The organism is Rhodococcus sp. NPDC057529 (assembly GCF_042802055.1).
GTDB lineage: Bacteria > Actinomycetota > Actinomycetes > Mycobacteriales > Mycobacteriaceae > Rhodococcus_F.
The window spans coordinates 99,558-126,249 of record NZ_JBHVEY010000011.1; the positions used below are offsets into that span (position 1 = coordinate 99,558).

2 protein-coding genes are annotated in these 26,692 nt (G+C 71.1%); both read left to right on the forward strand.

Annotation, left to right across the window (positions count from 1 at the left end):
• Window positions 1-25,659, forward strand: coding sequence for a non-ribosomal peptide synthase/polyketide synthase (locus ACFU5V_RS22525; protein ID WP_378702000.1), 25,659 nt, complete (start codon window positions 1-3; stop codon window positions 25,657-25,659).
• Window positions 25,656-26,669 (forward strand): alpha/beta hydrolase, encoded by a 1,014-nt coding sequence (locus ACFU5V_RS22530; RefSeq protein WP_378702002.1) that lies wholly within the window; start codon window positions 25,656-25,658, stop codon window positions 26,667-26,669. Before ACFU5V_RS22525 ends, ACFU5V_RS22530 begins: the two co-directional genes overlap by 4 nt.
• Window positions 26,670-26,692: the final 23 nt, after the last annotated feature.

Here is a 26,692-nt window from a genome sequence, read left to right on the forward strand (position 1 = left end):
TTGGAACCGGCAGAATTCGCGGCTGGTAGCACCGCCCGCACCGAGACCAATGCCAGCGACGACGCTGCGCGACCCTTCGCACTGACCGCCGCTCAGCGCGGGATCTGGTTCGCCCAGCATCTCATGGGCGACGTGCCGATCACGATCGCGCAGTACGTCGACATCGAGGGCGAACTGGACGTCGACGCGCTGCGCCGTGCAGGTCAGGCCGCTGCCCGCGAAATCGGCAGCGGCATGCTCCGCATCGTCGAGGTCGACGGCGAGCCGCTCCAGACGGTCGACTTCACCCTCGACGACGGGGTGGAGCATCACGACTTCCGGGCCGAGCCGGACCCCCACGCCGCCGCCCTGCGCTGGATGCGCGACGACTACACCGCGCCGCTCGACCTGCTCGCGGACCGGCTGATCCGCGGTGCGACGCTGCAGATCGGCGAGAACCACCACCTCTGGTACTGCCGCATCCACCACATCGCGCTCGACGGGTACGGCGCGATGAAGTTCATGAACCGCGCCGCCGAGTTGTACACCGCCGAGGTCCGGGGCACGGAACCGGCGGTGTCGGTGGCGGGCGACCTTCGGGAGGTTTCGGCCGCCGAGGACGTGTACCGCGGTTCGTCCCGGTTCCTCTCCGACCGCGACTACTGGGCCGCCCGCTCCCGGGACCTTCCCGCCCCGACGGGCCTCGCGGGCCGCAGTGCGCCGGCGCAGGCCCGGTCGCGGTGGCACGGCGGGCCGGTGCCCACCGGCATCGCCCGGGCGGTGGACGGGGCCGTCGACCGTCTCGACTCCGCCTTCGCCGCCGTCGCCGTGGCGGCCACCGCCGCGTTCGTCGCCCGGATGACCGGTTCCGACGACGTCGTCCTCAGCCTGCCCGTGTCGGCCCGCACCAATGCCGTGCTGCGCCGGTCGGGCGGCATGGTGTCCAACGTGGTGCCGCTGCGGGTGTCGATCACCCCGGACACGACGGTCGCCGCGCTGGTGTCCGCCGTCCAGCTCGAACTCACCGGCGCGCTCCGGCACCAGCGGTACCGCAGCGAGGACATCCGGCGCGACGCCGGCGCCGCCCGAGATCAGCGGGGCTTCTTCGGTCCCGCGATCAACATCATGAACTTTCACTCCGAGATCACCCTCGGCGAGCTCACCGGGCAGTTCCACGTGCTGTCGACGGGACCCGTCGAGGACCTCTCCGTCAACCTCTACCCGAGTGTGGCGGGGAATTCGTCGCGTATCGATTTCGAGGCGAACCCCGCCCTGTACGGCGACGGGGAGCTGGCCGGGCACCACGCGCGCTTCCTCGACCTGCTGGCCCGGTTCGCCGACGCCGACGCGGACACCAAGGTCGCCGCACTGGACGTGCTGACGGCGGACGAGCATGCCCAGCTCGTGCCCGCCGCGGGCCCGCACGCACCCGCCCCGGCGCTGCTGACCGAGCTGTTCGAGGCGGGGGTCCGCGCGAACCCGGACGGCACGGCACTGATCCTCGGCGACACCACGATCGGCTACCGCGAACTCGACGAGCGCAGCACCGCGCTCGCACGTCTGCTGCTGGACCGCGGGGTGGGCCCGGGCGACTTCGTGGCCGTGTCGTTCACCCGGTCCGTCGACTCCGTGGTGGCCGTGTGGGCCGCGGCGAAGTCGGGCGCCGCCTTCGTCCCCGTCGACCCGGCCTACCCGGCCGAGCGCATTGCGCACATGCTGTCCGATTCCGGGGTGACCCTGGGGCTGACGGCCACCGCGCACCGCGACGTGCTCGCGGGAACCGCCGTCGACTGGCTCGCCCTCGACGATCCCGCCCTGGCATCGGCGTGCGCGGACATGGCGGTGACGCCGGTGACGGACGCCGACCGTCCCGCAAAGCTGACGCCGCAGCATCCGGCGTACATGATCTACACGTCCGGCTCCACGGGCACACCGAAGGGCGTGGTGGTCACGCACACCGGGCTGGCCGCGTTCGCTGCGTCCGAACGACCCGAACTCGGTGTGACGTCCCGGTCGCGGGTGCTGCGTTTCTCCTCGTCGAGCTTCGACGCGTCCGTGTTCGAGATAGTGCAGGCGTTCAGTGCGGGCGCGGCGATGGTGATCGCACCTGCCGACGTCTACGGCGGCGACGACCTCGCGGCACTGCTCCGAGCGCAGCGGGTCACCCACATCATCAGCGCGCCCGCGGTGCTGGGCACCGTGGATGCCACCGGTCTCGACGCGCTCGAGGCCGTGGTGGTCGGCGGCGACGTGTGCCCGCCGGATCTCGTCGAGCGCTTCGGCAGCCGCTGCCGGCTGTACAACAGCTACGGCCCGACCGAGTCGACGATCGTCGTCACCATGACGGGTCCGCAGACCGACCCCGCCGCGATCACCATCGGCCGTGCGATGCAGGGTGCACGCGCACTCGTCCTGGACCGCCGGCTGCGGCCGGTGCCGCGCGGCGTGACGGGCGAGCTGTATCTCGGCGGTCCCGGACTCGCCGAGGGATACCACGCCCGGTCCGGACTGACGGCGTCCCGTTTCGTCGCCGACCCCTTCCCGGGGGCGCCCGGCGACCGCCTGTACCGCACCGGCGACCTCGTGCGGTGGAGCCGCGGCGACAGTCCCGTCCTCGAGTACGTGGGGCGCAGCGACTTCCAGGTGCAATTGAACGGACTGCGCATCGAACTCGGCGAGGTCGACGCGGTGCTGTCGGCGCACGAGTCGGTGGATTTCGCCGTGTCCGCCGTGCACGAACGCGACGGTGGCACACCGGTGCTGGTGTCGTATGTGCGGATCCGGCCGGATCACCGGTTCGATCCCGCCGCGCTGGCCGCGTTCGCCGGCGAATTCCTCCCGGCGCACATGGTGCCGTCGCTGACGGTGCCGCTCGACACGATTCCACTGACACCCGCGGGCAAGGTGGATCGCAGCGCCCTGCCCGCACCCGAATTCGGCACCACCGCAGTACCATTCCGCGCACCGTCGACGCCGATCGAGCAGATCGTCGCCGATGCGGTGGCTGAGGTGCTGCACGTCGACGAGGTCGGCGTGGACGACTCCTTCTTCGCTCTCGGCGGCGACAGCATCGTCGCGATCCAGTTGGTGTCCCGGGCCAAGGTCGCCGGTGTGGTGTTCACCCCGCGGGACGTGTTCGAACGCAGGACCGTTGCCGGGCTCGCCGAGGTCGCGGTCGACGTCGCCGCGGCGCAGATGTCGCGACTGCCCGAGCTGCCCGGCGGGGGAGTGGGCGCCCTGCCCCTCACGCCGATCGGCCGCGACGTCCTCGGTCGCAGCCGCGGCAACCGTGCCAACCTCGATGCCTTCTATCAGGCCGTGACGCTGACGGCGCCCGCCGAGGTGGACCTGCCGCGGCTGCACCGGACCGTCGCCGCGATTCTCGATCATCACGACGCGTTGCGCTCCCACCTCCCCGCGGACGGCCGGGAACTGGTGGTCGAGCCCGCGGGATCCGTGAACGCCGAGCGAGTCGTCACATACGTACGTATGGAATACGGTCCCGGCACCGCGCAATTCGATGCCGCGCTCGACACCGAGTGCCGGGCCGCGGCGGGCCGTCTCGACACGGCAGCCGGCGTGATGCTGCAGTTGGTGTGGATCGCCCCCGCGGATACGCGCGGAGTCCTCCTGGTGGTGGCCCATCACCTGGTCGTCGACGGAGTGTCCTGGCGGATCCTCGTGCCCGACTTCGCCACCGCCTGGGCGCAGGTGGCCGCCGACCGCACCCCCGAACTGCCGCCCGTCGCGACGTCGGCTCGCCGCTGGGCCCATGCCCTCGTCCAGACGGCCGAAACCGAGTGCGTGCTCGACGAACTCGATGCCTGGCGGTCCCTCCTCGACGGCCCCGTTCCAGCACTCGGTTCCCGCCCGCTCGATCCCGCCGTCGACACCGGCGCCACCACCGGCCGGGTCTCCACCGAGGTCGGACCCGACACCACCGCCACCCTTCTCACGACCCTGCCGACCACGTTCCGCGGAACCGTGACCGACGGCCTGGTGACGGCACTCGGTCTCGCGTTCGCCGCGTGGGGCGGCGACCGCACGCTGCTGTTGTCTCTCGAGGGACACGGCCGCGACGAGGCCCTCGTGCCCGGCGCCGACCTGTCGCGCACCGTCGGCTGGTTCACCACCGCCTACCCGGCCCGGATCGCACTGGACGCGGTCGACGTCACGGACGCACTGGCCGGCGGACCTGCCGCCGAGCGGGCCGTGAAGACGGTCAAGGAGCAGCTGTGTCGTATTCCGGGGAACGGCACCGGCTTCGGGTTGCTGCGTCACCTCCGCGACGACAGTGCCGAGATCCTGAACGCCCTGCCCTCGCCGCCTGTCAGCTTCAACTACCTCGGACGCGTCGGCGCCGGCGACCTCCCGGATGCGGTGCGCGAGAACGGCTGGATCCCCGTAACCACCGGGATCGACGTCAACGCGTTCAGCGGCGCCGGACTGTCGACCGCGTTCGTCCTCGACATCAACGCGTCGGTCGGCGACGACGGCCGGCTGTCGGCCACGTTCGACTTCCCCACCGGGGTGCTGACCGCGCACGAGGTCGAGCGGTTGGCGGACCTGTGGCGGACGGCGCTCGAGGCGCTGGCCTCGCACGTGCGGGGCGCGGGGCCCGCCGGACTGACCCCATCCGACGTCCCGCTGGTGTCCGTCGACCAGGATCGGATCGAGCTGTGGGAGAACAGCTACGGCCCTCTCGACGACATCTGGTCGCTGTCGCCGCTGCAGTCGGGTCTGCTGTTCCACGCCGGGCTGTCGGCCGGAGCGGTCGACGTGTACACGGCGCAGATCGTGCTGGATCTCGGTGGCGACGTCGACGCGAGCCGGTTGCACCGCGCGGCGCAGCGCCTGCTGGATCGGCACGCGGCGCTGCGGACCGCGTTCGTCTACGACACCGACGGCGTCCCCGCCCAGTTGGTCCTCGATTCGGTGACCGTGCCGTGGCGTGAGATCCACGTGCAGGGGTCCGGCGGACTGGACGCCCTCGTCGCCGCGGAACGCGCGACGCGGTTCGACATGGCGGCACCACCGCTCGTCCGGTTCGTGCTGGCACATTCCGGCGACCGGTCGACGCTGGTGATCACCAACCACCACATTCTGTTCGACGGCTGGTCGATGCCGCTGTTCGTCAAGGACTTCCTGCTGCTGTACGCGTCGGACGCGCCGATCGCGGCACCCGCGCGCCCCTACCGCCGGTACCTGTCGTGGCTCGCCGGACAGGACCGCGCCGGCGCGCTCGACGACTGGGCCGCCGCACTCGAGGGGGCCACCGAACCGACCGTCCTCGCCCCGCAGCACACCGGCCACGGATCGGCTCCCCGGGACGTCGACGTCCCGCTCACGGCGGAGGTGGCCGAACAGCTCGTCCGGATCGCCCGCGAGCACGGCGTCACCGTCAACACTGTGATTCAGGCCGCGTGGGGAATCCTGCTGGGCGGTTTGCTGTCCCGTGACGACGTGGTGTTCGGCGCCACCGTCTCCGGGCGCCCGGCCGACCTCCCCGGCGTCGAGGAGACGCTGGGACTGTTCATCAACACCGTTCCCGTCCGTCTGCGTCTCGATCCGGACGAGCCCGTGTCGTCACTCCTGCGCCGGCTGCAGGACGAGCAGGTGCGGCTGCTCGACCGGCACCACGTCGGTCTCACCGAGATCCAGTCGGTCGCAGGCCCGGGCAGCGTGTTCGACACCCTCACCGTGTTCGAGTCGTACCCCGTCGACCGCGCGGCACTGGACCCCGACACCGACATCGCCGGACTGCGGATCCGCGGTATCGACGTCACCGACGCCACCCACTACCCCCTCGCGCTCGTCACGGTGCTGGAGCCGGATCTGCATCTCACGCTGAAGTACTCGGCGGACGCGTTCGGCGCGGACGACGCCCGGCGGGTCTCGGAGCGGTTCGCGCGGGCGCTCACGGCGATGACCCGAACGCACACCCCGGTCGGTGCCGTCGATCTGCTCGGGGACGACGAACGCGCTCGCACCCTGCAGGAGTGGAACGCGACCGACCACACGATCGACGACGTCACCCTCGTCGACCTGCTGGACGCCGCCGCGCTCCGCACACCCGACGCGCCGGCGGTCACGTTCGGGCAGGAGACGCTGTCGTACACCGAGTTCGACTCCCGCGCGAACGCCCTGGCCCGCCATCTGATCTCGCAGGGGGTGGGCCCCGAATCCATCGTGGCCGTCACGCTGCGCCGGTCGCTCGATCAGCTCGTCGCCCTCCACGCCGTCGTCCGCGCGGGCGGGGCCTACCTGCCCGTGGACCCCGACCATCCGCAGGCCCGCATCGCCCACGTGCTCGGCAGCGCCCGTCCCGCGCTGGTGCTCGCGACCGCGGCCGACACACGAGTCGTCCCCGACGGCCTGCGCACGGTGCGCGTGGACCGGCTCGACCTGTCCACCGTCGCGACGACGCCGCTGTCCGACGCGGAGCGTCTGGCGCCGCTGCGCCCCGGCCACCCCGCCTACGTGATCTACACGTCGGGTTCGACGGGACGCCCGAAGGGCGTGGCGGTCTCGCACGCCGCGATCGTCAACCGGCTGCTGTGGATGCAGGACAGCTACCCCGTCGACGCGCGGGACGTCGTTCTCCACAAGACCCCGGCCACGTTCGACGTGTCCGTGTGGGAACTGTTCTGGCCGTTGACGACCGGCGCCCGCATGGTGATCGCCGAGCACGACGGGCACCGCGACCCGCACTACCTGTCGCGGCTGATCCGCGACGAGGGTGTCACGACGCTGCACTTCGTCCCGTCGATGCTCGACGTGTTCCTCGAGCACGCCGACACCGCGCTCTGCACCACCGTGCGGCAGGTCTTCGCCAGCGGTGAGGCGCTGCCGCGCACCACCGTCACGCGCTTCCACCGGCAGTTCGGTGCCGCGCTGCACAACCTGTACGGGCCCACCGAGGCCGCGGTCGACGTGACGTTCCACCGCACCGATCCGTCCGCGACCGATCCGGTGCCGATCGGCGCACCCGTGTGGAACACCCGGGTGTACGTCCTCGACTCCCGGCTCCGCCCGGTGCCCGTCGGTGTCGCGGGCGAGCTGTATCTGGCCGGCGCCCAGCTGGCCCGTGGCTACGTGGGACGCCCCGACCTGACGTCCGACCGGTTCGTCGCCGATCCGTTCTCCGCGGACGGCACCCGCCTGTACCGCACCGGCGACCGGGTGCGCTGGACCGACGGCGGAGAGCTGGAGTATCTGGGCCGCACCGACTTCCAGGTGAAGCTGCGCGGGCAGCGCCTCGAACTCGGCGAGATCGAGGCGGTCATCCTGAACCATCCCGACGTGACGCAGACGGCCGTCCTGGTGCGCGGGGACGGGCCGGCCGAACGTCTCGTCGGCTACGTCGCCCTGCGCTCCGGAAGCACCGCGGACCCCGAGCGGCTGTCCGCCCACGCGGCGGCAGAGTTGCCGTCGTACATGGTGCCGTCGGCCTTCGTTCTCCTCGACGCGCTGCCGCTGGGGCCCAACGGCAAACTCGACCGCCGGGCACTCCCCGAACCCGCGCTCGCGGCCGCTGTATCCGAACCGCCGGCGACGGCCGCGGAGATCGCCGTCGCGCGGATCTTCGCCGACGTCCTCGGCGTCGCGGAGGTCGGCGCCACCGACAACTACTTCGACCTCGGCGGCAACTCGCTGACCGCCACCCGGGCGGTCGCCCGGATCAACGCCGAACTGGGTTCCGCACTCGGTGTCCGGGAGTTGTTCGACGCCCCCACCGTCCGCGCTCTCGCGGCGGCGTCGGCCTCGGACAACCGGCACACCCGCCCCGCCCTCGTCGCCGGCCGCCGCCCGTCGCGACTGCCGCTGTCTCCGGCGCAGTATCGGATGTGGTTCCTCAACCGGTTCGACACCGCCTCCGGCGCCTACAACATCGCCGCCGCGCTGCGGCTCACCGGAGAACTGGACGTCGACGCGCTCGGCGCGGCCGTCGGCGACGTCATCGCGCGTCACGAGGTACTGCGAACCGTCTACCCCGATTCCGCCGACGGACCGCACCAGGTGGTGCGCGACGCAGCCACCGCCGACCTGGCACCGGTCCCCACCACGGAGCAGCAACTACCGGCCTCCGTCGAAGACCTCGTGACCCGGGGCTTCGACGTGACGGCAGCCGTCCCGCTGCGCGTGGCCCTGCTCCGTGTCGCGGCGGACGAGCACGTGCTGGTTCTGGTGACCCACCACATCAGCGCCGACGGCTGGTCGATGGGGCCCCTGGCGCGGGACGTCATGTCCGCGTACGTCGCCCGCGCGGCGGGCACCGCACCCGAGCAGCCACCACTGCCGGTGCAGTACGCCGACTACGCCCTGTGGAAACTCGACGTCCTCGGCGACGAGGGCGACGCCGGTTCGCTCGCCGCCCGGCAGATCGACTACTGGACGAACACCCTCGCCGGGTTGCCGGAACGGATCGAACTCCCCACCGACCGTCCGCGACCGCACGTCGCGTCGCATCGCGGCGACACCGTCGACTTCGCCCTCGACCCCGAGACGTACGGCGCGGTGACGGCACTCGCCCGGTCCGTTCGCGCGACTCCGTTCATGGTGCTCCACACCGCCCTGTCCGTGCTGCTGTCCCGGCTGTCCGGCAGCACCGACGTCGCCGTCGGCACCCCGGTCAGCGGCCGCGGGGAGGCCGCACTCGACGACGTGGTCGGCATGTTCGTCAACACCCTGGTCCTGCGCACCCAGGTCGATCCGGCGCTGACGTTCGGCGCGCTCGTCGAGCAGACCCGCGACACCGACCTCGCCGCCTACGCGCACGCCGACATCCCGTTCGAGCGGCTGGTGGAGATCGCGAACCCGGCCCGCTCGACCGCCCATCACCCGCTGTTCCAGGTGGTGCTGTCGATCGACGACGTCGCGCCGCCGAGCATCGACCTCCCCGGACTGACCGTCGCGGCTCTTCCGCTCGACGAGGCCGTCGCCAAGTTCGACCTGCAACTGTCGGTGACGGAGAACGCGGACGGGTCCGGTGCCCGGGGCAGGTGGACGTTCGCCACCGACCTGTTCGACCGCGCGACGGTCGAGGCGTTCGGGCGCAGGCTCGTCCGGATCCTCGCCGCCGCGGTGTCGGACCCCACCCTCGCGGTCGGTGACATCGACCTTCTCGACGACACCGAACGCGCCGCTCTCGTCAACCGCACCGACATCCGGAACCCCGGAAGTCGCACGCTTCCAGAGATTCTCGCCGCAGGTGCCGCGGCGGGCGGCACGGCGCTGGTCACCGAGGACGGGGCACTGTCCTACGCGGAACTCGATGCCCGCTCGAATCGCCTCGCCCGGACCCTCATTGGACGGGGCGCCGGCCCCGAAACGGTGGTCGCGGTGGCGCTCACCCGCTCCGCGCTGTCCGTGACCGCAGTGTGGGCGGTTGCCAAGACCGGGGCCGCGTTCGTGCCCGTCGACCCGGACTACCCCGCGGATCGCATCGAGCACATGCTCACCGACTCCCGCGCGGCGCTGGGCCTGACCGACTCCCACACGTCGGCGACCCTGCCCGGAACCACCGACTGGCTCCTCGTGGACGACCCGGAACTGGGTGCGGACGCGTCGGCCGATCCGATCACCGACACCGACCGGACGCTGCCGTTGCGCGCCGAACATCCCGCCTACCTCATCTACACGTCGGGTTCGACGGGAATCCCCAAGGGCGTCAGCGTCACCCACACCGGTCTCGACGGTTTCGCCACCGAGCAGGTGGAGCGGTACGCACTCGACCCCCTCAGCCGGACACTGCATTTCGCGTCACCCAGCTTCGACGCGTCGATTCTCGAACTGCTGATGGCGTTCGCCGCAGGCGCGACGCTCGTGATCGTGCCGACCGGCGTGTACGGCGGGCAGGACCTCGCATCCCGGGTCCGTGACCGGCGGGTGACCCACGCCTTCGTCACGCCCGCCGCGCTCGCCACGCTCGACCCGAACTCGCTGCCGAAACTCGGAACCGTCGTGGTGGGCGGCGACGCCTGCGATGCGTCTCTCGTGGAGAAGTGGGCACCCGGCCGCCGGATGTTCAACGCGTACGGACCCACCGAGTCGACGATCATGGCCACCCTGTCGGGGCCGATGACAGCGGGCGACGCGGTGCGGGTCGGCGCCCCGATCCGGGGAACCACTGCGCTGGTGCTGGATTCGCGGTTGCATCCCGTTCCCGACGGCGTCGTGGGTGAATTGTATCTGGCGGGGCCCGCGCTGGCCCGCGGCTACCACGACCGTCCCGCGCTCACCGCCGAGCGTTTCGTGGCGAACCCGTACGCCCCCGGGCGCCTGTACCGCACCGGCGATCTGGTGCGGTACACCCCGAACGGTGAACTGGAGTACCTCGGCCGCGCCGACTTCCAGGTGAAGATCCGCGGCTTCCGCATCGAACTCGGCGAGATCGACGCCGCGGTCGCGGCGCACCCGAGCGTCGAATTCGCCGTCACCACCGCGGTCACCGTCCGGAACGACGCGACGGCACTGGTGACGTACGTGCTGCCCGCCGGCGGATCTGCCGTCGACCCGGCCACGGTGACCGCGCATGCCGCCGGCCTCCTGCCCGGCTACATGGTGCCGTCGACCGTGACGGTGCTCGACCGGGTTCCGCTGACTCCGGCAGGCAAGGTGGATCGCACGGCTCTGCCCGAACCCGTCTTCGCGGTCCGCGAGTACGTGGCCCCGCGCAGCGACACCGAACGGCTGGTCGCCGCCGCCTACGCCGACGTTCTCGGCGCCGCGATGGTGGGAGCCGAGGACGATTTCTTCGACCTCGGCGGCAACTCGCTGAGCGCCACCCGGGTGATCGGCCGGGTCAACGAATCGGCGGGCACGTCGCTGGCGGTGCGGGTGGTCTTCGAGACGCCCGGCGTCGCGGCCCTCGCCGCGGTGGTCGATACGGCCGAACGCGGCGACCGGCCCGTGCTGGCCGGTATCGCACGGCCGGATCGTATTCCGCTGTCCGCGGCCCAGTCCCGGATGTGGATCCTCAACCGCTACGACCCCGAGTCCGTGGCCTACAACATCCCGCTCGTGCTGCGCCTGTCCGGCGACCTCGACACCGCCGCCCTCGGCGCGGCACTGCGCGACGTCCTGGAGCGCCACGAGGCGCTGCGGACCGTGTATCCCGAGTCGGCCGACGGCCCGTACCAGCGGATCGTTTCCCTGGGCGACCTCGCGGTGGATCTCGAGCCTCGCCGGGTGGACGGCGAAGACCAGCTGTTCGCGCTGCTGACCGCGCAGCTGTCCGCCGGATTCGACGTGACGACGGCGGTACCGTTGCGCAGCAGCATCTTCCGACTGTCGCCGGGCGAGCATGTGCTCGTCGTGGTGGTGCACCACATCAGCGCGGACGGCGCGTCGATGGGACCGCTCGCCCGCGACCTGATGCTGGCGTACACCGCACGGGCCGGCCACCGGGAACCGGAATGGTCACCGCTCGCCGTCCAGTACGCCGACTACAGCGTCTGGCAGCGGCGGCTTCTCGGCGCCGAGACGGACGATCGAAGTCTGGCAGCGCGTCAGGCCGCGTACTGGCGTCGGCAGTTGCGCGGCGCCCCGGAGTTGCTCGAACTGCCCACCGACCGGCGACGTCCGGCCGTGGCGTCCCTGCGCGGGGAGGTCGCGACGTTCCACCTCGACGGCGCACTCGTCGAGCAGGCCACCGCATTCGGACGCAGCCACGGCGCCACCCTGTTCATGGTGGCGCACGCGGCCCTCGCCACCCTCCTCGCGCGCCTCGCCGCCACCACGGACGTGGTGGTGGGCACCCCCGTCGCGGGGCGCGGCGAGCAGGCGCTCGACGATCTGGTGGGCATGTTCGTCGGAACCCTCGCGCTGCGGACCCACATCGATCCGGCGCACTCGTTCGCCGAGGTGCTGGGACACGTCCGGGAGACCGATCTCGCGGCGTACGGCAACGCCGACCTGCCGTTCGAGCGGCTGATCGACCTGCTGCAACCGGCACGCTCGCAGGCGTATTCGCCGATCTTCCAGGTGGCACTGTCGCTCGAGGACCAGACCGTGGACCAGCTCACCCTACCCGGGTTGTCCGTGTCCGCCATGGACCTCGGTGTGGTGCCCGCGAAGTTCGATCTGCAGTTGACCCTCCGTGCGGACGGCGCCGGAATGGCGGCGTCGTGGACGTTCGCCACCGACCTCTTCGACCGCGACACGATCGACTCGTTCTCCGTCCGCTTCGAACGGATCCTGCGGGCCGCGATCACCGAACCGGTGCGCGCGGTCGGCGACCTGGACCTACTGGACGCCGACGAACGCGCCGCACTGACCGTGCTGCCCGCACCCTCCGCCGTGGCCGCACGGACGCTGCCGGACATTTTCGCCCGCGGAGCCGGACACGGCGGGATCGCCCTCGTCTCGGAGGAGGGTGAACTCTCCTACGCGGACCTCGACGCGCAGTCGAACCAGTGGGCGCGAGTGCTCATCTCGCACGGCGCCGGGCCGGAAACGGTGGTGGCGCTGGCGCTTCCACGGACGGCGCGAGCCGCGGTTGCCGTGTGGGCTGTGGCCAAGACGGGCGCCGCGTTCGTCCCCGTCGATCCGGGCTACCCACGCGAACGCATCGCGCACATGCTCGCCGACTCGGGTGCGACGCTGGGGCTGACCGACATCGCCACCGCGGCGGTGCTGCCCACCGGCGCCGAGTGGTTGTTGCTGGACGACGCCGCGCTCGTCGCGTCGGCCGCGCCGGTCACCGACCGCGACCGCACGACGCCGCTGCGCCTGTCGCATCCGGCGTACCTGATCTACACGTCCGGCTCCACCGGAATTCCCAAGGGCGTCACGGTCACCCACACGGGGCTCAGTGCGTTCACGGCGGAGGCGCGCCCGGAACTGGGCACCACGGCGCAGTCCCGCGTGCTCCGGTTGTCGTCGGCGAGTTTCGACGCCTCCGTGTTCGAGATGGTCCAGGCGTTCAGCGCCGGCGCCACCCTCGTGATCGCACCGCCGTCCGTGGTCGGTGGCGAGGACCTCACCGCCCTGCTCCGCGAGCAGCGTGTCACCCACGTGCTCACCGCCCCGGCCGCGCTGAGCACCGTCGACGCGAGTGGGCTCGACGACCTGCGCACCGTCGTCGTCGGGGGTGAGGTGTGTCCGCCGCAACTGGTCGAGCGGTTCGCCCCGGGGCGGCGGTTCTTCAACAGCTACGGCCCCACCGAGACCACCATCGTCGTCACCGTGGGTGAACCGCTCACCCCGGGCGCCGACATCACCATCGGCAGCCCGCTCGACGGCGCGCAGGCACTCGTCCTCGACTCCCGGCTGCGGCCGGTGCCGCAGGGTGTCACGGGTGAGCTGTATCTGTCCGGTCCCGGCCTCGCCCGCGGCTACCACGCCCGGTTCGGCCTGACGTCGGACCGGTTCGTCGCCAATCCTTGTGGTCCCCAGGGGTCCCGGATGTACCGGACCGGCGACCTGGTGCGGCGGCGCGCCGATGGGCAGCTCACGTATGTGGGCCGCGCCGACGCCCAGGTGAAACTGCGGGGTCTGCGCCTCGAACTCGGCGAGGTCGAGGCCGCGCTGTCCCGGCATCCCGACGTGGTCGCCGCGGCAGCGTCCGTCCACCACCATCCGCGGCTCGGCGATCAACTCGTCGGCTATGTCGTGCCCGCGCCGGGCACCGGCCCCGACATCTCCGGCATCCTGGCGGCGGCGGCCGAAGTCCTGCCGCGCGCGCTCGTGCCGGCGACCGTCACCGTGCTCGACGCCATTCCACTCACCCCGGCCGGCAAGATCGACCGCCCGGCACTGCCCGTGCCGACGTTCGCGGCTCGGACGGAGTTCCGGGTTCCGTCGAGTGCGTCCGAACTGATTGTCGCGCAAGTGTTCACGGACATCCTGGGTGTCGACCGGGTGGGCGCCGACGACAGCTTCTTCGAGATCGGCGGCAACTCCCTGTCCGCCACGCAGGTGATCGCCCGCCTCCGCGCGGCCACCGGCACGTCCCTGTCCGTGCGGTCCCTGTTCGACGCGCCCACCGTCGCGACCCTGGCCGCCGCCGTCGACACCGCGGGCACGTCCGACCGCCCGATCCTCGCGGCACGTCCGAGACCGGACCGGATTCCGCTGTCCCCGGCTCAGGCGCGGGTGTGGTTCCTCAACCGCTTCGACCCGGCCTCCGCCGTCGACAACCTGCCGCTCGCCCTCCGTTTGACCGGGACGCTCGACGTCGCCGCGCTGCGGGCGGCGCTCGGCGACGTCCTCGAACGGCACGAGGCGCTGCGCACGATCTACCCCGATTCACCCACCGGACCGCACCAGGTCCTGCTGTCCACCGAATCGGCGCTCCCGGACCTGACCGTGCTCGCCGTGAACGAGGACGAGGCACTGCAGCGGGCCCTGGAGTTCGCGACCACCGGATTCGACCTCACCGTGGAAGCACCGCTGCGCGCGGGTCTGTTCGCGATGTCCGAAAACGAGCACCTGCTCGTCGTCGTGGTCCATCACATCGCCGCCGACGGCTTCTCGCTCGCGCCGCTGGCCCGCGATGTGATGCTCGCCTACACCGCCCGCGCGCAGCACCTCGCCCCTGCGTGGTCGCCGCTGCCGGTCCAGTACGCCGATTACAGCCTCTGGCACCGCGAACTGCTCGGCGACGAGAACGACCCCGCGTCGCTCGTTGCACGCCAGACCGACTACTGGGCACGCACTCTCGCCGATCTGCTGGACGAGCTCACCCTGCCCACCGACCGGCCGCGCCCGCGGCGGCAGTCGCACCGCGGCAGGGAACTGACGTTCGCCGTCGACGCCCACACGCACGGGTTGCTGCGCGAACTCGCCGCCGGCCGCGACGCCAGCCTGTTCATGACCGTCCACGCCGCCTACGCGGTGTTCCTGAGCCGGTTGTCGAACACTGCGGACATCGCGGTCGGGACTCCGGTCGCGGGTCGCGGCGAGCAGGCCCTCGACGACCTCGTGGGCATGTTCGTCAACACCCTGGTCCTGCGGACCCACGTCACCCCGGCGACCACGTTCGAGGAGTTGGTGGAGCGCACCCGCGACGCCGACCTCGGTGCGTTCTCGCATGCCGACGTTCCGTTCGAGCGGCTGGTGGAAGTACTCGATCCGGTTCGCTCCCAGGGTCGGCACCCGCTGTTCCAGGTGGCCCTGTCCTTCCACAATCTCGCCCCCGCCACGTTCGACCTGCCGGGGCTCGTGGTCTCGACCGTCCCGGCCGAGCTGCAGACCGCCGAGTTCGATCTGCATCTGACGCTGACCGAGCAGGCGGAGGGCGGTATCCACGCGTCGTTCACCTATTCCACCGACCTGTTCGACGCCTCGACGGTCGCCACGTTCGCCGAACAGTTCACGCGCATCCTGCGGGCCGTGGCCGCCGACCCGTCCACAGCGGTCGGTGACGTGTCGCTGCTCGATTCGGCGGAATACGACGAGCTGGTCGATACACGCAATCGGACGGCCCATCCGCTGCCCGACGCCCGGCTGCTCGACGCCTTCGCCGATCAGGTTCGCCGGACCCCGGACGCGCCCGCGATCGTCTTCGAGGGCGAATCGCTGACCTACGGGGAGTTCGCGGCCCGGGTCAACCAGGTGGCGCGGGTGCTGATCGCCGAGGGTGTGGGGCCGGAATCGCTGGTGGCCCTGGCCATGCGCCGCTCCCTCGACCTGGTCGTCGGCATGTACGCCGTCCTCACCGCCGGCGGCGGCTACGTACCCGTGGACCCGGACCATCCCGCCGACCGCATCGGCTACATCCTCGACGCCGCCGACCCGATCTGCGTCCTGTCCACGTCCCGGGACGCCTTCACGAGCGACAGGCCCGTCCTCCTTCTCGACACCCTCGACGTCGACATCATCTCCTCGGCACCGCTGACGAACACGACGGTGCACCCGGACGGTGTCGCCTACGTGATCTTCACGTCCGGTTCCACCGGCAAGCCGAAGGGTGTCACCGTCACCCACCGCGCCATCGTGAACCAGATCGCCTGGATGGCGACCCAGTATCCGCTGGGCGCCGGCGACGTGTACCTGCAGAAGACCGCGACCACATTCGACGTGTCACTGTGGGGCTACTTCCTACCCCTGGCCTCCGGCGCAACCCTCGTCGTCGCGACTCCGGACGGGCACCGCGACCCGCAGTACCTCGCCGAGTTGATCGACGAATGCGCCGTCACCGCAACCGACTTCGTCCCGTCCATGCTCTCCGTGTTCGCGGAGTCCGTGGATCCACAGCAGATCACGTCCCTGCAACACGTGTTCGTGATCGGGGAGGCGCTGCCCGCCGCCACCGTCCACGACTTCACCCGCATCTCCACCGCCCGCCTCCACAACCTCTACGGGCCCACCGAAGCCGCCGTCTCCATCACCTACGCCGACGTCACCGACACCCCCGAGGGCGGCGCCGTCACCATCGGCACCCCCGAATGGAACAGCCGCACCTACGTCCTCGACTCGAGACTGCACCCCGTCCCCACCGGCGTCCCCGGCGAGCTCTACCTCGCCGGCGTCCAGCTGGCCCGCGGCTACCACGGCCGCGCCGACCTCACCGCCGACCGCTTCGTCGCCGACCCGTATTCCGACACGGGCGAACGCATGTATCGCACCGGCGACCTCGTCCGCTGGACCACCACCGGCGAACTCGACTACATCGGCCGCACCGACTTCCAGGTCAAATTCCGCGGCCAACGCATCGAACTCGGCGAAATCGAAACCGCCCTCCTCACCCACACCGGCGTGTCGCAGGCCGCGGTCCTCGTCGTCCCCACCCCCACCGGCGACCACCTCGCCGCCTACATCGTCCCCACCACCGGCACGAACCTCGACACGAACGCTCTGCGCACCCACATCGCGCAGACCCTGCCGACCTACATGCTGCCCGAGACCATCCTAACCCTCGACAGCTTCCCTCTCGGCACCTCCGGCAAACTCGACCGAAAATCCCTCCCCGCACCGGTATTCGAAACCCGCACCTTCCGGGCACCGACCACCCACGCCGAAACCACCGTCGCCCACACCTTCACCGACGTCCTCGGCGTCGAACCCATCGGACTCGACGACGACTTCTTCGCCCTCGGCGGCAACTCCCTCATCGCCACCCAGGTCGCCGCCCGCCTCGGCCGCGCCCTCGACACCCGCATCCCCGTCCGCGAACTCTTCGAAAACCCCACCGTCGAAGCACTCGCCGCCCGCGTCGCCGGGCTCGCCGGCGCGGGTGGCGGGACGGCCCTCGTGGCGGCCCCGCGTCCCGAGCGAATCCCGCTGTCGCCGGCGCAGAATCGGATGTGGTTCCTCAACCGCTTCGATCCCGACTCGGCTGCCTACAACCTGCCGCTGGCGATCCGGCTGACCGGGACCCTGAACGTCGCGGCCCTCCACACCGCCGTCCACGACGTGCTGGAACGCCACGAGTCGCTGCGCACCGTGTTCCCCGACGACGGCGACGGCCCCGTGCAGGTGATCCTGCCCGCAGCCCGGGTCGACCTCGATCTCACCCCGGTGGACGTGACCGCCGACGACCTTCCGGCCGAGGTTCGCCGCACCCTGCACGGCGGCTTCGACGTGACCGCGGGAATCCCCGTCCGGGGAAGGCTTCTGCGTACCGCCGTCGACGACTACGTGCTCGTGATCGTCGTGCACCACATCAGCGGCGACGCCGTGTCCATGGGCCCGCTCGCCCGCGATGTCATGGTCGCCTACACCGCCCGAAGTGCGGGCCGGGCGCCGGACTGGTCACCGCTGCCGATGCAGTACGCCGATTTCGCGATCTGGCAGCATGCGGCACTCGGCTCCGAGACCGACCCGGAATCGTTGTCCGTTCGGCAGATTCGGTACTGGACCGAGACGCTGTCCGGGCTGCCGGACCTTGTGGAGTTGCCGACCGATCGGCCGCGCCCGCCCGTGCCTTCGCAGCGCGGCGACACCGTGCGCTTCGACGTGCCTGCGGCCACCGCCGCGGCGCTCGAGAAGACGGCCCGCGATCACGGCGCCACGGTGTTCATGGTGCTGCATGCGGCGCTGGCGGTCGTGCTGTCGCGGTTGTCGTCGACGTCCGACATCGCCGTGGGCACCCCGGTCGGGGGTCGCGGCGAGCAGCACCTGGACGACCTGGTCGGGATGTTCGTCAACACCCTGGTCCTGCGCACGCACGTCACGGCGCACGAGAGTTTCGCCGAACTCCTGACGCGGGTGCGCGACACCGACCTCGGCGCGTACGGTCACGCGGACATCCCGTTCGAGCGGCTCGTCGACGTCCTGGCCCCCGCCCGCACGCAGGCCCACACGCCACTGTTCCAGGTGGCGCTGTCATTCGAGCACCGCGGCGTCACCCGTTTCGCATTGCCCGGTGTGACCGTGGAACCCGTTCCGTTCGAGACGGACACCGCCCAGTTCGATCTCGCGTTGGTCGTGTCCGAGGGCGAATCGCCGGGCGGGTTGTCGGGCGCGCTGCGCTTCGCCACCGACCTCTTCGACCGCACGACCGCGGAGGACTTCACAAGGCGGTTCGTCCGTGTCCTCGACGCGGCCGTGTCCGACCCGGGCACGGTCGTCGGCGACATCGACCTCCTGGATCCGGCCGAGTGGGCGGCGATCCCCGTTCGAGGTGTGCCGTCGGCGCCCCCGGTCACCCTCGACGGCCTGATCGACACCGCCATCCGCACCGACCCGGACGCGTCCGCGCTGAGCTGGAACGGTCGGGAGTACACGTACCGCGAGGCGGACGAGTGGTCGACGCGCCTGGCCCGGGTGCTGCTCGAGCACGGCGTGGGTCCGGAATCGTTCGTGGCCCTGGCACTCCCGCGTTCGCTCGAATCGGTGCTGTCCGTGTGGGCGGTCGCCAAGACGGGTGCCGCGTACGTGCCGGTGGACCCGACGTACCCGGCGGATCGCATCGCGCACATCCTCACCGACTCGGGCGCCGCGCTCGGTGTCACGCTGTCCGGTGAGCGGGCCGCGTTGCCGGACACCGTCATGTGGCTGACCCTCGACACCGCCGACGTGGCCGCCCGGCACGAGTCCGCGGGTGCCGAACCGATCACCGACATGGACAGGATCCGCCCGGTCCGCGCCGAGAATCCGGCGTACATGATCTACACGTCCGGCTCGACGGGTCTGCCCAAGGGCGTCGTCGTCACCCACGCCGGCCTCGCGAACCTCGCCGCCGAACGCCGCGAGCACTACCGCATCGAACAGTCGTCCCGGTTCCTGCACAAGGCGTCGCCGAGCTTCGACATGGCCGTCGGCGAGATGGTGTCGGCACTGAGCGCCGCCGCCACGCTGGTGATCATACCGACCGAGATCGTGGGCGGCGACGCACTGTCCGCGCTCCTGGACCGTCAGCAGGTCACGCATGCGCTGATCACCCCGGCGGTGCTGGCCACAATGGATCCGGACGGACACCCGCAGTTGCGGGTGCTCGGTGTCGGCGGGGAGGCGTGCACCCCCGAACTCGTCGCCCGCTGGCAACCCGGACGCACCATGCTCAACGGCTACGGACCCACCGAGGCCACCGACATCTCCACCGTCGGCGACCTCGTGTCCGGTGCACCCGTCACGATCGGGCACCCGGTGCGCGGCTTCGAAATCATGGTCCTCGACACCCGACTGCGCCCCGTCCCCGCCGGGGTGCCCGGCGAACTGTACGTCGCGGGACCGGCACTGGCCCGCGGCTACCACTCCCGGCACGGACTCACCGCCGAACGCTTCGTCGCCAACCCCCACGGCGCACCCGGCGACCGCATGTACCGCACCGGCGACGTCGTCCGCTGGAACGCAACGCACGGACTGGAGTACTTCGGCCGCGGCGACAGCCAGGTGAAGATCCGTGGCAACCGGATCGAGCTGGGCGAGATCGAGTCCGCGGCAACCCGGCACGACACGGTGGCGCAGGCGGCCGTCGTCGTCCACGACACCCCGTCGGGTCAGCGTCTCGCCGCCTACCTCGTGCCTGCCGCCGGACACGGAGTCGACACGGACACGGTCCGGCGCCACCTCGAGGACACCCTGCCGGCGCCGATGATCCCGGACGCCTACGTGGTGATCGAGGCGCTGCCGGTGACGGTGAACGGGAAACTCGACCGCGCGGCGCTGCCGGAGCCCGTGTTCGTCACCACGACCGCACGGTTCCGCGCGCCGGTCACCGACACCGAGAAGGTCCTGGCGGCCGTGTTCGCCGAACTCCTCGGCATCGACACGGTCGGCGTCGACGATTCGTTCTTCGGCCTGGGCGGCGACAGCATCGCGTCGATCCAGCTGGCGTCGCGGGCGAAGGCCCACGGGCTGGTCATCTCGCCCCGGGACGTGTTCGAGCACAAGACCGTTGCCGCCCTCGCACAGGTCGCGGCCCGGGCCACCGACACCGAACCCGTCGTGCTCGAGGAACTTCCGGGTGGCGGTGTCGGCTCGCTGCCGCTCACCCCGGTGATGCGTCTGGTCACCGAGCGCGGGGGCACCCTCGACCGCTACTCGCAGTCGGTCGCGCTGGAACTGCCGGTGGGCATCGACCGGGCAGGCCTGCTCGCGACGCTGACCGCCGTGATCGATCACCACGACATCCTGCGTGCCCGCCTCGTCGGCGACGACGCGCTCGAGGTGGCACCGGCAGGCGCCGTCGACGTCGCCTCTCTCGTGCACCGGGTCGACTGGGATCCGCGTACCGATCCGATCGAACCGGCACGCCGGGAACTGGATTCGGCGCTGGGCCGCCTGAATCCGCGGGCCGGCATCATGCTGCAGTGCGTCTGGCTCGACCCGGTGGGCGCACCCGGACGCAGCGGCCGTCTGATCGTCGCCGCCCACCATCTGGTGGTCGACGGCGTGTCCTGGCGCATCCTGATTCCGGATCTGATCGCCGCCTGGGCACAGATCTCGTCCGGTGGGGCCGCGACGCTCCCGCCGGTCGGCACGTCGATGCGGCGGTGGGCGCACGCCCTCACCGAGGATGCGCGCAGCCCGGAACGTGTTGCGGAGCTTCCTCTCTGGCAGCGGATTCTCGACGGTCCCGATCCGACGCTCGGGTCCCGGCCGTTCGACCCGGCCCTCGATGTCCTGGCGACCGTGGACCACGTGCGCGTCGAACTCGACGCGTCGGTGACGCGATCACTCGTGACGTCCGTTCCGGCCGCCTTCCGCGGCGGCGTGGCCGACGGGCTGATTGCCGCGTTCGCCCTGGCCGTGAGCGCCTGGCGGCGGCGCCGGGGGATCGAGGAACCGTCGCTGCTCCTGCAATTGGAAGGTCACGGACGTGAGGAGCAGGCGGCGCCCGGCGCCGATCTCTCCCGCACGGTCGGGTGGTTCACCAGCGTCTATCCGGTTCGTCTCGACCTCGGCGGAATCGACGTCGACGCCGCCCTGGCGGGGACGGCCGACACCTCCCGCGCCGTCAAGGCCGTCAAGGAGGATCTGCTCGCGGTGCCCGCCCGCGGGCTGGGCTACGGGCTGCTGCGCCATCTCAACCCCGAGACGGCCGCCGCGCTGCAGGAACTCCCGACCCCTCAGGTCAGCTTCAACTACCTGGGCCGGGTCTCCGAGACGGACATCCCGGAGGAGTTCGCGCACCTGGGCTGGACCCCGGCCACGGACATCGACGACCTCCGCGGCGCCGGCAACGACGACATGCCCGCCGCCGCCGTTCTCGACGTCAATGCGATCGTCACCGGCGTGGACGGCGAATCCCGGCTGACGGCCACGTTCTCGTATCCCCGGGGACTGCTGTCGGATACCGACGTCCGGGAACTGGCCGAACTGTGGACGCGCGCGCTCACCGCGGTCGCGGAGCACGTGGACGGCGGGACGGCGGGCGGGCTCACCCCGTCGGACGTGCCCCTCGTCCTGGTGGGGCAGCGGGACCTCGAACTGTGGGAAGAGCAGTTCGAGGCGCTGTCCGACGTCTGGTCGCTGTCGCCGCTGCAGCACGGGCTCGCGTTCCACGCACAGCTTGCGCAGGACACGGTGGACGTCTACACGACGCAGACGGTGCTCGAACTCGGCGGCGTCGTGGACGCCGACCGGATGTGCGCGGCGATCTCCGCGCTGCTCGACCGGCACCCGAACCTGCGCACCGCATTCGTCGGAGCGAGCACCGGCGAACTCGTGCAGGTGGTCCTCGACCACGTGGAGATTCCTTGGCGCACCGTCGATCTCGGGCCCGTGGACACGACCGACCGGGTGACTGCGCGGGAGGAGGCGCTCGTCGCCGACCGCGAACGCCGCTTCGATCTCGCGTCGCCCCCGCTGCTGCGGTTCGCGCTGATCGACGACGGCGACGGGCATCACGCGCTCGCCGTGACTCTGCACCACATCCTCGTCGACGGCTGGTCCATGCCGCTGCTGCTGAAGGAACTGCTGGTCCTGTACGCCACCCGGGGTGACAGTTCCGTGTTGCCACGGGTGCCGTCGTACCGCGCGTTCCTGTCGTGGCTGGCGTCGCGCGACCGGGCCGCGTCCCGGCAGGTGTGGGCCGAGGCACTGACCGGCGTCGAACAGCCGACGCTCGTCGGCTCCGACGGTCCCGGACTACCGGGACCGGCAGAGGTGGTCGGGGTGGACGCGGACGCCGGAGTCGAACTGTCCGCGCAGCTCACCGCGCTGGGGGCGGAACTCGGTGTCACCCTCAACACGCTGATGCAGACCGCGTGGGGAATCCTGCTGTCCCGCATGCTCGGCCGCGACGACGTCGTGTTCGGGGCGACGGTGTCGGGGCGGCCCGCGGAGCTCGAGGGCGTCGAGTCGATGGTCGGCCTGTTCATCAACACCCTGCCCGTGCGGGTGCGGGTCGACCCGGACGAGTCGGCGGCCGGCCTCCTGATCCGGGTGCAGCGGGAACAGGCGACCCTGCTCGATCACCACTATCTCGGCCTGAGCGACGTGCAGCAGACCACCGGCAGCGGTGCGCTGTTCGACACGCTGACGGTGTTCGAGTCGTATCCCGTGGACACCGCGGCGCTGGCCGAGGTGACGTCGATCGACGGCATGACCGTCCTCGGCGTGTCCGGCGAGGAAGCCACCCACTACCCGCTCACCCTGACGGTGTTCGCCGACAACGGGTTGCGGTTCACGCTGAGGTATCGCACCGACGTGTTCGACGCGCAGTACGTGACCGCGCTCCGCGCACGGCTGCTGAAGGTGCTCGCCGCGCTGGTCGCCGACCCCGCCGCACCGATCGGCCGGATCGAGATCCTCGAGGCCGACGAACGCGCGGCCCTCGCCCCCGTCCGCGGTCGGCCGGCCGCCGCGCCGGCCACGTTTGCCGGGATCATCGACGCCGCAGCGACTTCCGCCCCCGACGGGATCGCGCTGTCCTGGCAGGGGCGCGACTGGACGTACCGCGAGGCGGACGCCTGGTCGAACCGGCTGGCCCGGCTGCTGCTCGCGCGGGGTGTGGGTCCCGAAACGTTCGTCGCGGTCGCGTTGTCGCGGTCGGTGGAATCGGTGCTGTCGGTGTGGGCGGTGGCCAAGACCGGTGCCGCGTACCTCCCGGTCGATCCGACGTACCCGATGGACCGCATCGACCACATGCTGTTCGACTCCGGTGCCGCCCTCGGCATCACCGTCGACGGGGAGCGGGACGGACTGCCGGACAGCGTGTCCTGGCTCGTCCTCGACGAACTCGCGGACGCACTCGACGCCGCACCGGCCACCCCGGTGACCGATGCGGAACGCGCGCGGCCCGTGCGCGTCGAGAATCCGGCGTACATGATCTACACGTCCGGCTCCACCGGCCGCCCCAAGGGCGTCGTGGTCACCCACGGCGGGCTGGCGAACCTCGCGACCGAACGCCGCGAGCACTACCGCGTCGACCAGTCGTCGCGGTTCCTGCACAACACCTCACCCAGCTTCGACATGGCGGTCGGCGAGATGATGTCCGCCCTGTCCGCCGCGGCAACGCTGGTGATCACCCCGCCGACCGTGATCGGCGGGGACGAACTGGCGGCCTTCGTCCGCGGTGAGCACGTGACGCACGCGCTGATCACCCCGGCCATGCTGTCGTCGATCGACCCTGCGGGCCTGGAGGAACTGCGCGTCCTCGGTGTCGGCGGCGAGGCGTGCACCCCCGAACTCGTCGCCCGCTGGCAACCCGGCCGCACCATGCTCAACGGCTACGGGCCCACCGAGGCCACCGACATCTCCACCGTCGGCGACCTCACCGCCGGGCAGCCGATCACCATCGGACACCCGGTGCGCGGCTTCGAGGTCATGGTCCTCGACGCGCGTCTGCGTCCCGTCCCCGCCGGGGTTTCCGGCGAACTGTACGTCGCGGGACCGGCACTGGCCCGCGGCTACCACGCCCGGCACGGCCTCACCGCCGAACGCTTCGTCGCCAACCCCCACGGCGCACCCGGCGACCGCATGTACCGCACCGGCGACGTCGTCCGCTGGAACGCGGCGGGAGAACTGGAGTACAGCGGACGCTCGGATCATCAGGTGAAGATCCGCGGCTATCGCATCGAACTCGGCGAAATCGACGCCGCCGTCCTCGAACACCCCGACGTGGACTACGTGATCACCCTCGGCCGCCGCGGGCCGTCCGGCGACACCGTGCTCGTGTCGTACGTGGTGCCGGCCGCGGGTTCCGCCCCGGATCCCGCGCGGATTCGCGCGTTTGTGTCCGAGTTCCTTCCGACGCACATGGTGCCGTCGGCGGTGGTGTGCATCGATTCCGTCCCGCTCACCCCCACCGGGAAGCTCGACAGGGACGCGCTGCCCCGCCCCGATTTCGTTGCCGCCGAATACCGTCCGCCGGCCGAGGGGCACGAGAGCGCGATCGCGACCGTCTTCGCCGAGGTCCTCGGCGTCGACCGGGTCGGCGCCGACGACAACTTCTTCGACCTCGGCGGCACGTCGCTGTCCGCCATGCGGGCGGTGAGCCGTCTGCGGGCGAGCAGCGACGTGACCGTGTCTCTGCAGTGGCTGATGACGGAGCCGACACCGGCCGCGATCGCCGTGCGTATGGACGCGGCGGACGGCGACACCGGGGACACCGCCCTCGACGTGGTCTTCCCGATCCGTACCGGCGGCACGGGCACACCGGTGTTCTGGATCCACCCGATCAGCGGACTGTCGTGGTGCTACACGGGATTCGCGGAACACATCGACGAGGACCGGCCCGTGTTCGGCATCCAGACCCCGGCCGTCGCGGGAGAGGTGCTGCCCGGTTCGATCGAGGAACTCGCCGCCCGGTATCTCGCCGAGGTCCGGCGGATTCAGCCGGACGGTCCCTACCATCTGGCCGGCTGGTCGATCGGCGGCGTCATCGCCCACGCGATGGCGGTGCAACTGCAGCAGTCCGGACACGCGGTCGGCTCACTGGTGATGCTCGACAGCTTCGCGGAAACGCAGCAGTCGCAGGAGACCACCGAACAGCCGGCACCCGGGGACGGCGAGGACACGGCCGCCGTGCTGTCGGCCCTGAGCCCCGCGCACGTGCGCCGCCTGACCGCGGCCGCGCACCACAACGCGGGCCTCATGCGCGACTACCGGCCGGGCCTGTTCGACGGCGACGTGCTGTTCTTCACGGCGGCGCACGACGACCCGACGCTGCGGCGAGCGGTCGGCACCTGGCGCCCCTGGGTGAACGGCCGGATCACGAATCACCCGGTGCAGTCGGATCATTGGCAGATCACCGAACCTGCGGCGGTCCGGGTGATCGGCCCGCTGCTCGCCGACTACCTCACCGACGGCGCGCATCACGTTTCGAGAATGGAGATCGACCGATGAGACTGTTCACCGCGGGCATCATTGTCGTCGCCGCATTCCTGGGCCTGCCCGGCCCGGTGGCGACGGCCGAGCCCGCCGACGGCGGTGCGGTGGTGGCGCCGAGCGCGTCCGGCAGCCTCGACCGGATCGAGAAGCTCGACGAACGCCGCTGGAACGTCTTCGTGTACTCGCCGTCGATGAACGAGGTCGTGGAACTGCAGGTGCTGCGCCCCGCCGACACGAGCGTCCCGCGTCCCACGCTGTATCTGCTGAACGGCGCCGGGGCCGGCGAGGACGGCGCCAACTGGATTCGGCAGACCGACATCGTCGACTTCTTCGCCGACAAGAACGCGAACGTCGTGATCCCCGTCGGCGGTTACATCAGCTACTACACCGACTGGCGGAACGACGACCCCGTCCTCGGACGCAACAAGTGGCAGACGTTCCTCACCCGGGAACTTCCGCCGGTGCTCGACACCGCGCTCGGCGCCGACGGGGTGAACGCGATCGGCGGTCTGTCGATGTCGGCCGGCTCGGTGATCGACCTCGCGGTCCAGGCACCGGGCCTGTACCGGGGTGTCGCGTCGTACAGCGGTTGCGCGATGACCAGCGACCCGATCGGGCAGAACCTGGTCCGGCTCGTGGTCGAGGTGGTGGGCGGCGGCAACACCGAGAACATGTGGGGCCCCACCGACGACCCGGCCTGGACGGTGCACGACCCCTACGTCAACGCGGACAAACTCCGCGGGCTGGAGCTGTACATCTCCAACGCCAGTGGGCTCCCCGGACCGTACGAATCGCTCGGCGCCGTCCGCCCCGCCGGGGCACCGCCGCTCCCGGACCAGATCGTGATCGGCGGCGTCATCGAGGCGGCGACGAACTACTGCACGCACCGGCTGGTCGACCGGCTCGACACCCTCGGCATCCCCGCGACCGTGAACTTCCGGGACACCGGCACCCATTCGTGGGGCTACTGGCAAGACGCCCTGCACGAATCGTGGCCCGTCCTCGCCCGAGCACTCGACCTCTGAGTTCGGGCGGGGACGGACGCATC

Coding starts and splice junctions, on each gene's coding strand:
- ACFU5V_RS22530 (WP_378702002.1), top strand. CDS start 25,656: ATGAGACTGTTCACCGCGGGCATCATTGTCGTCGCCGCATTCCTGGGC.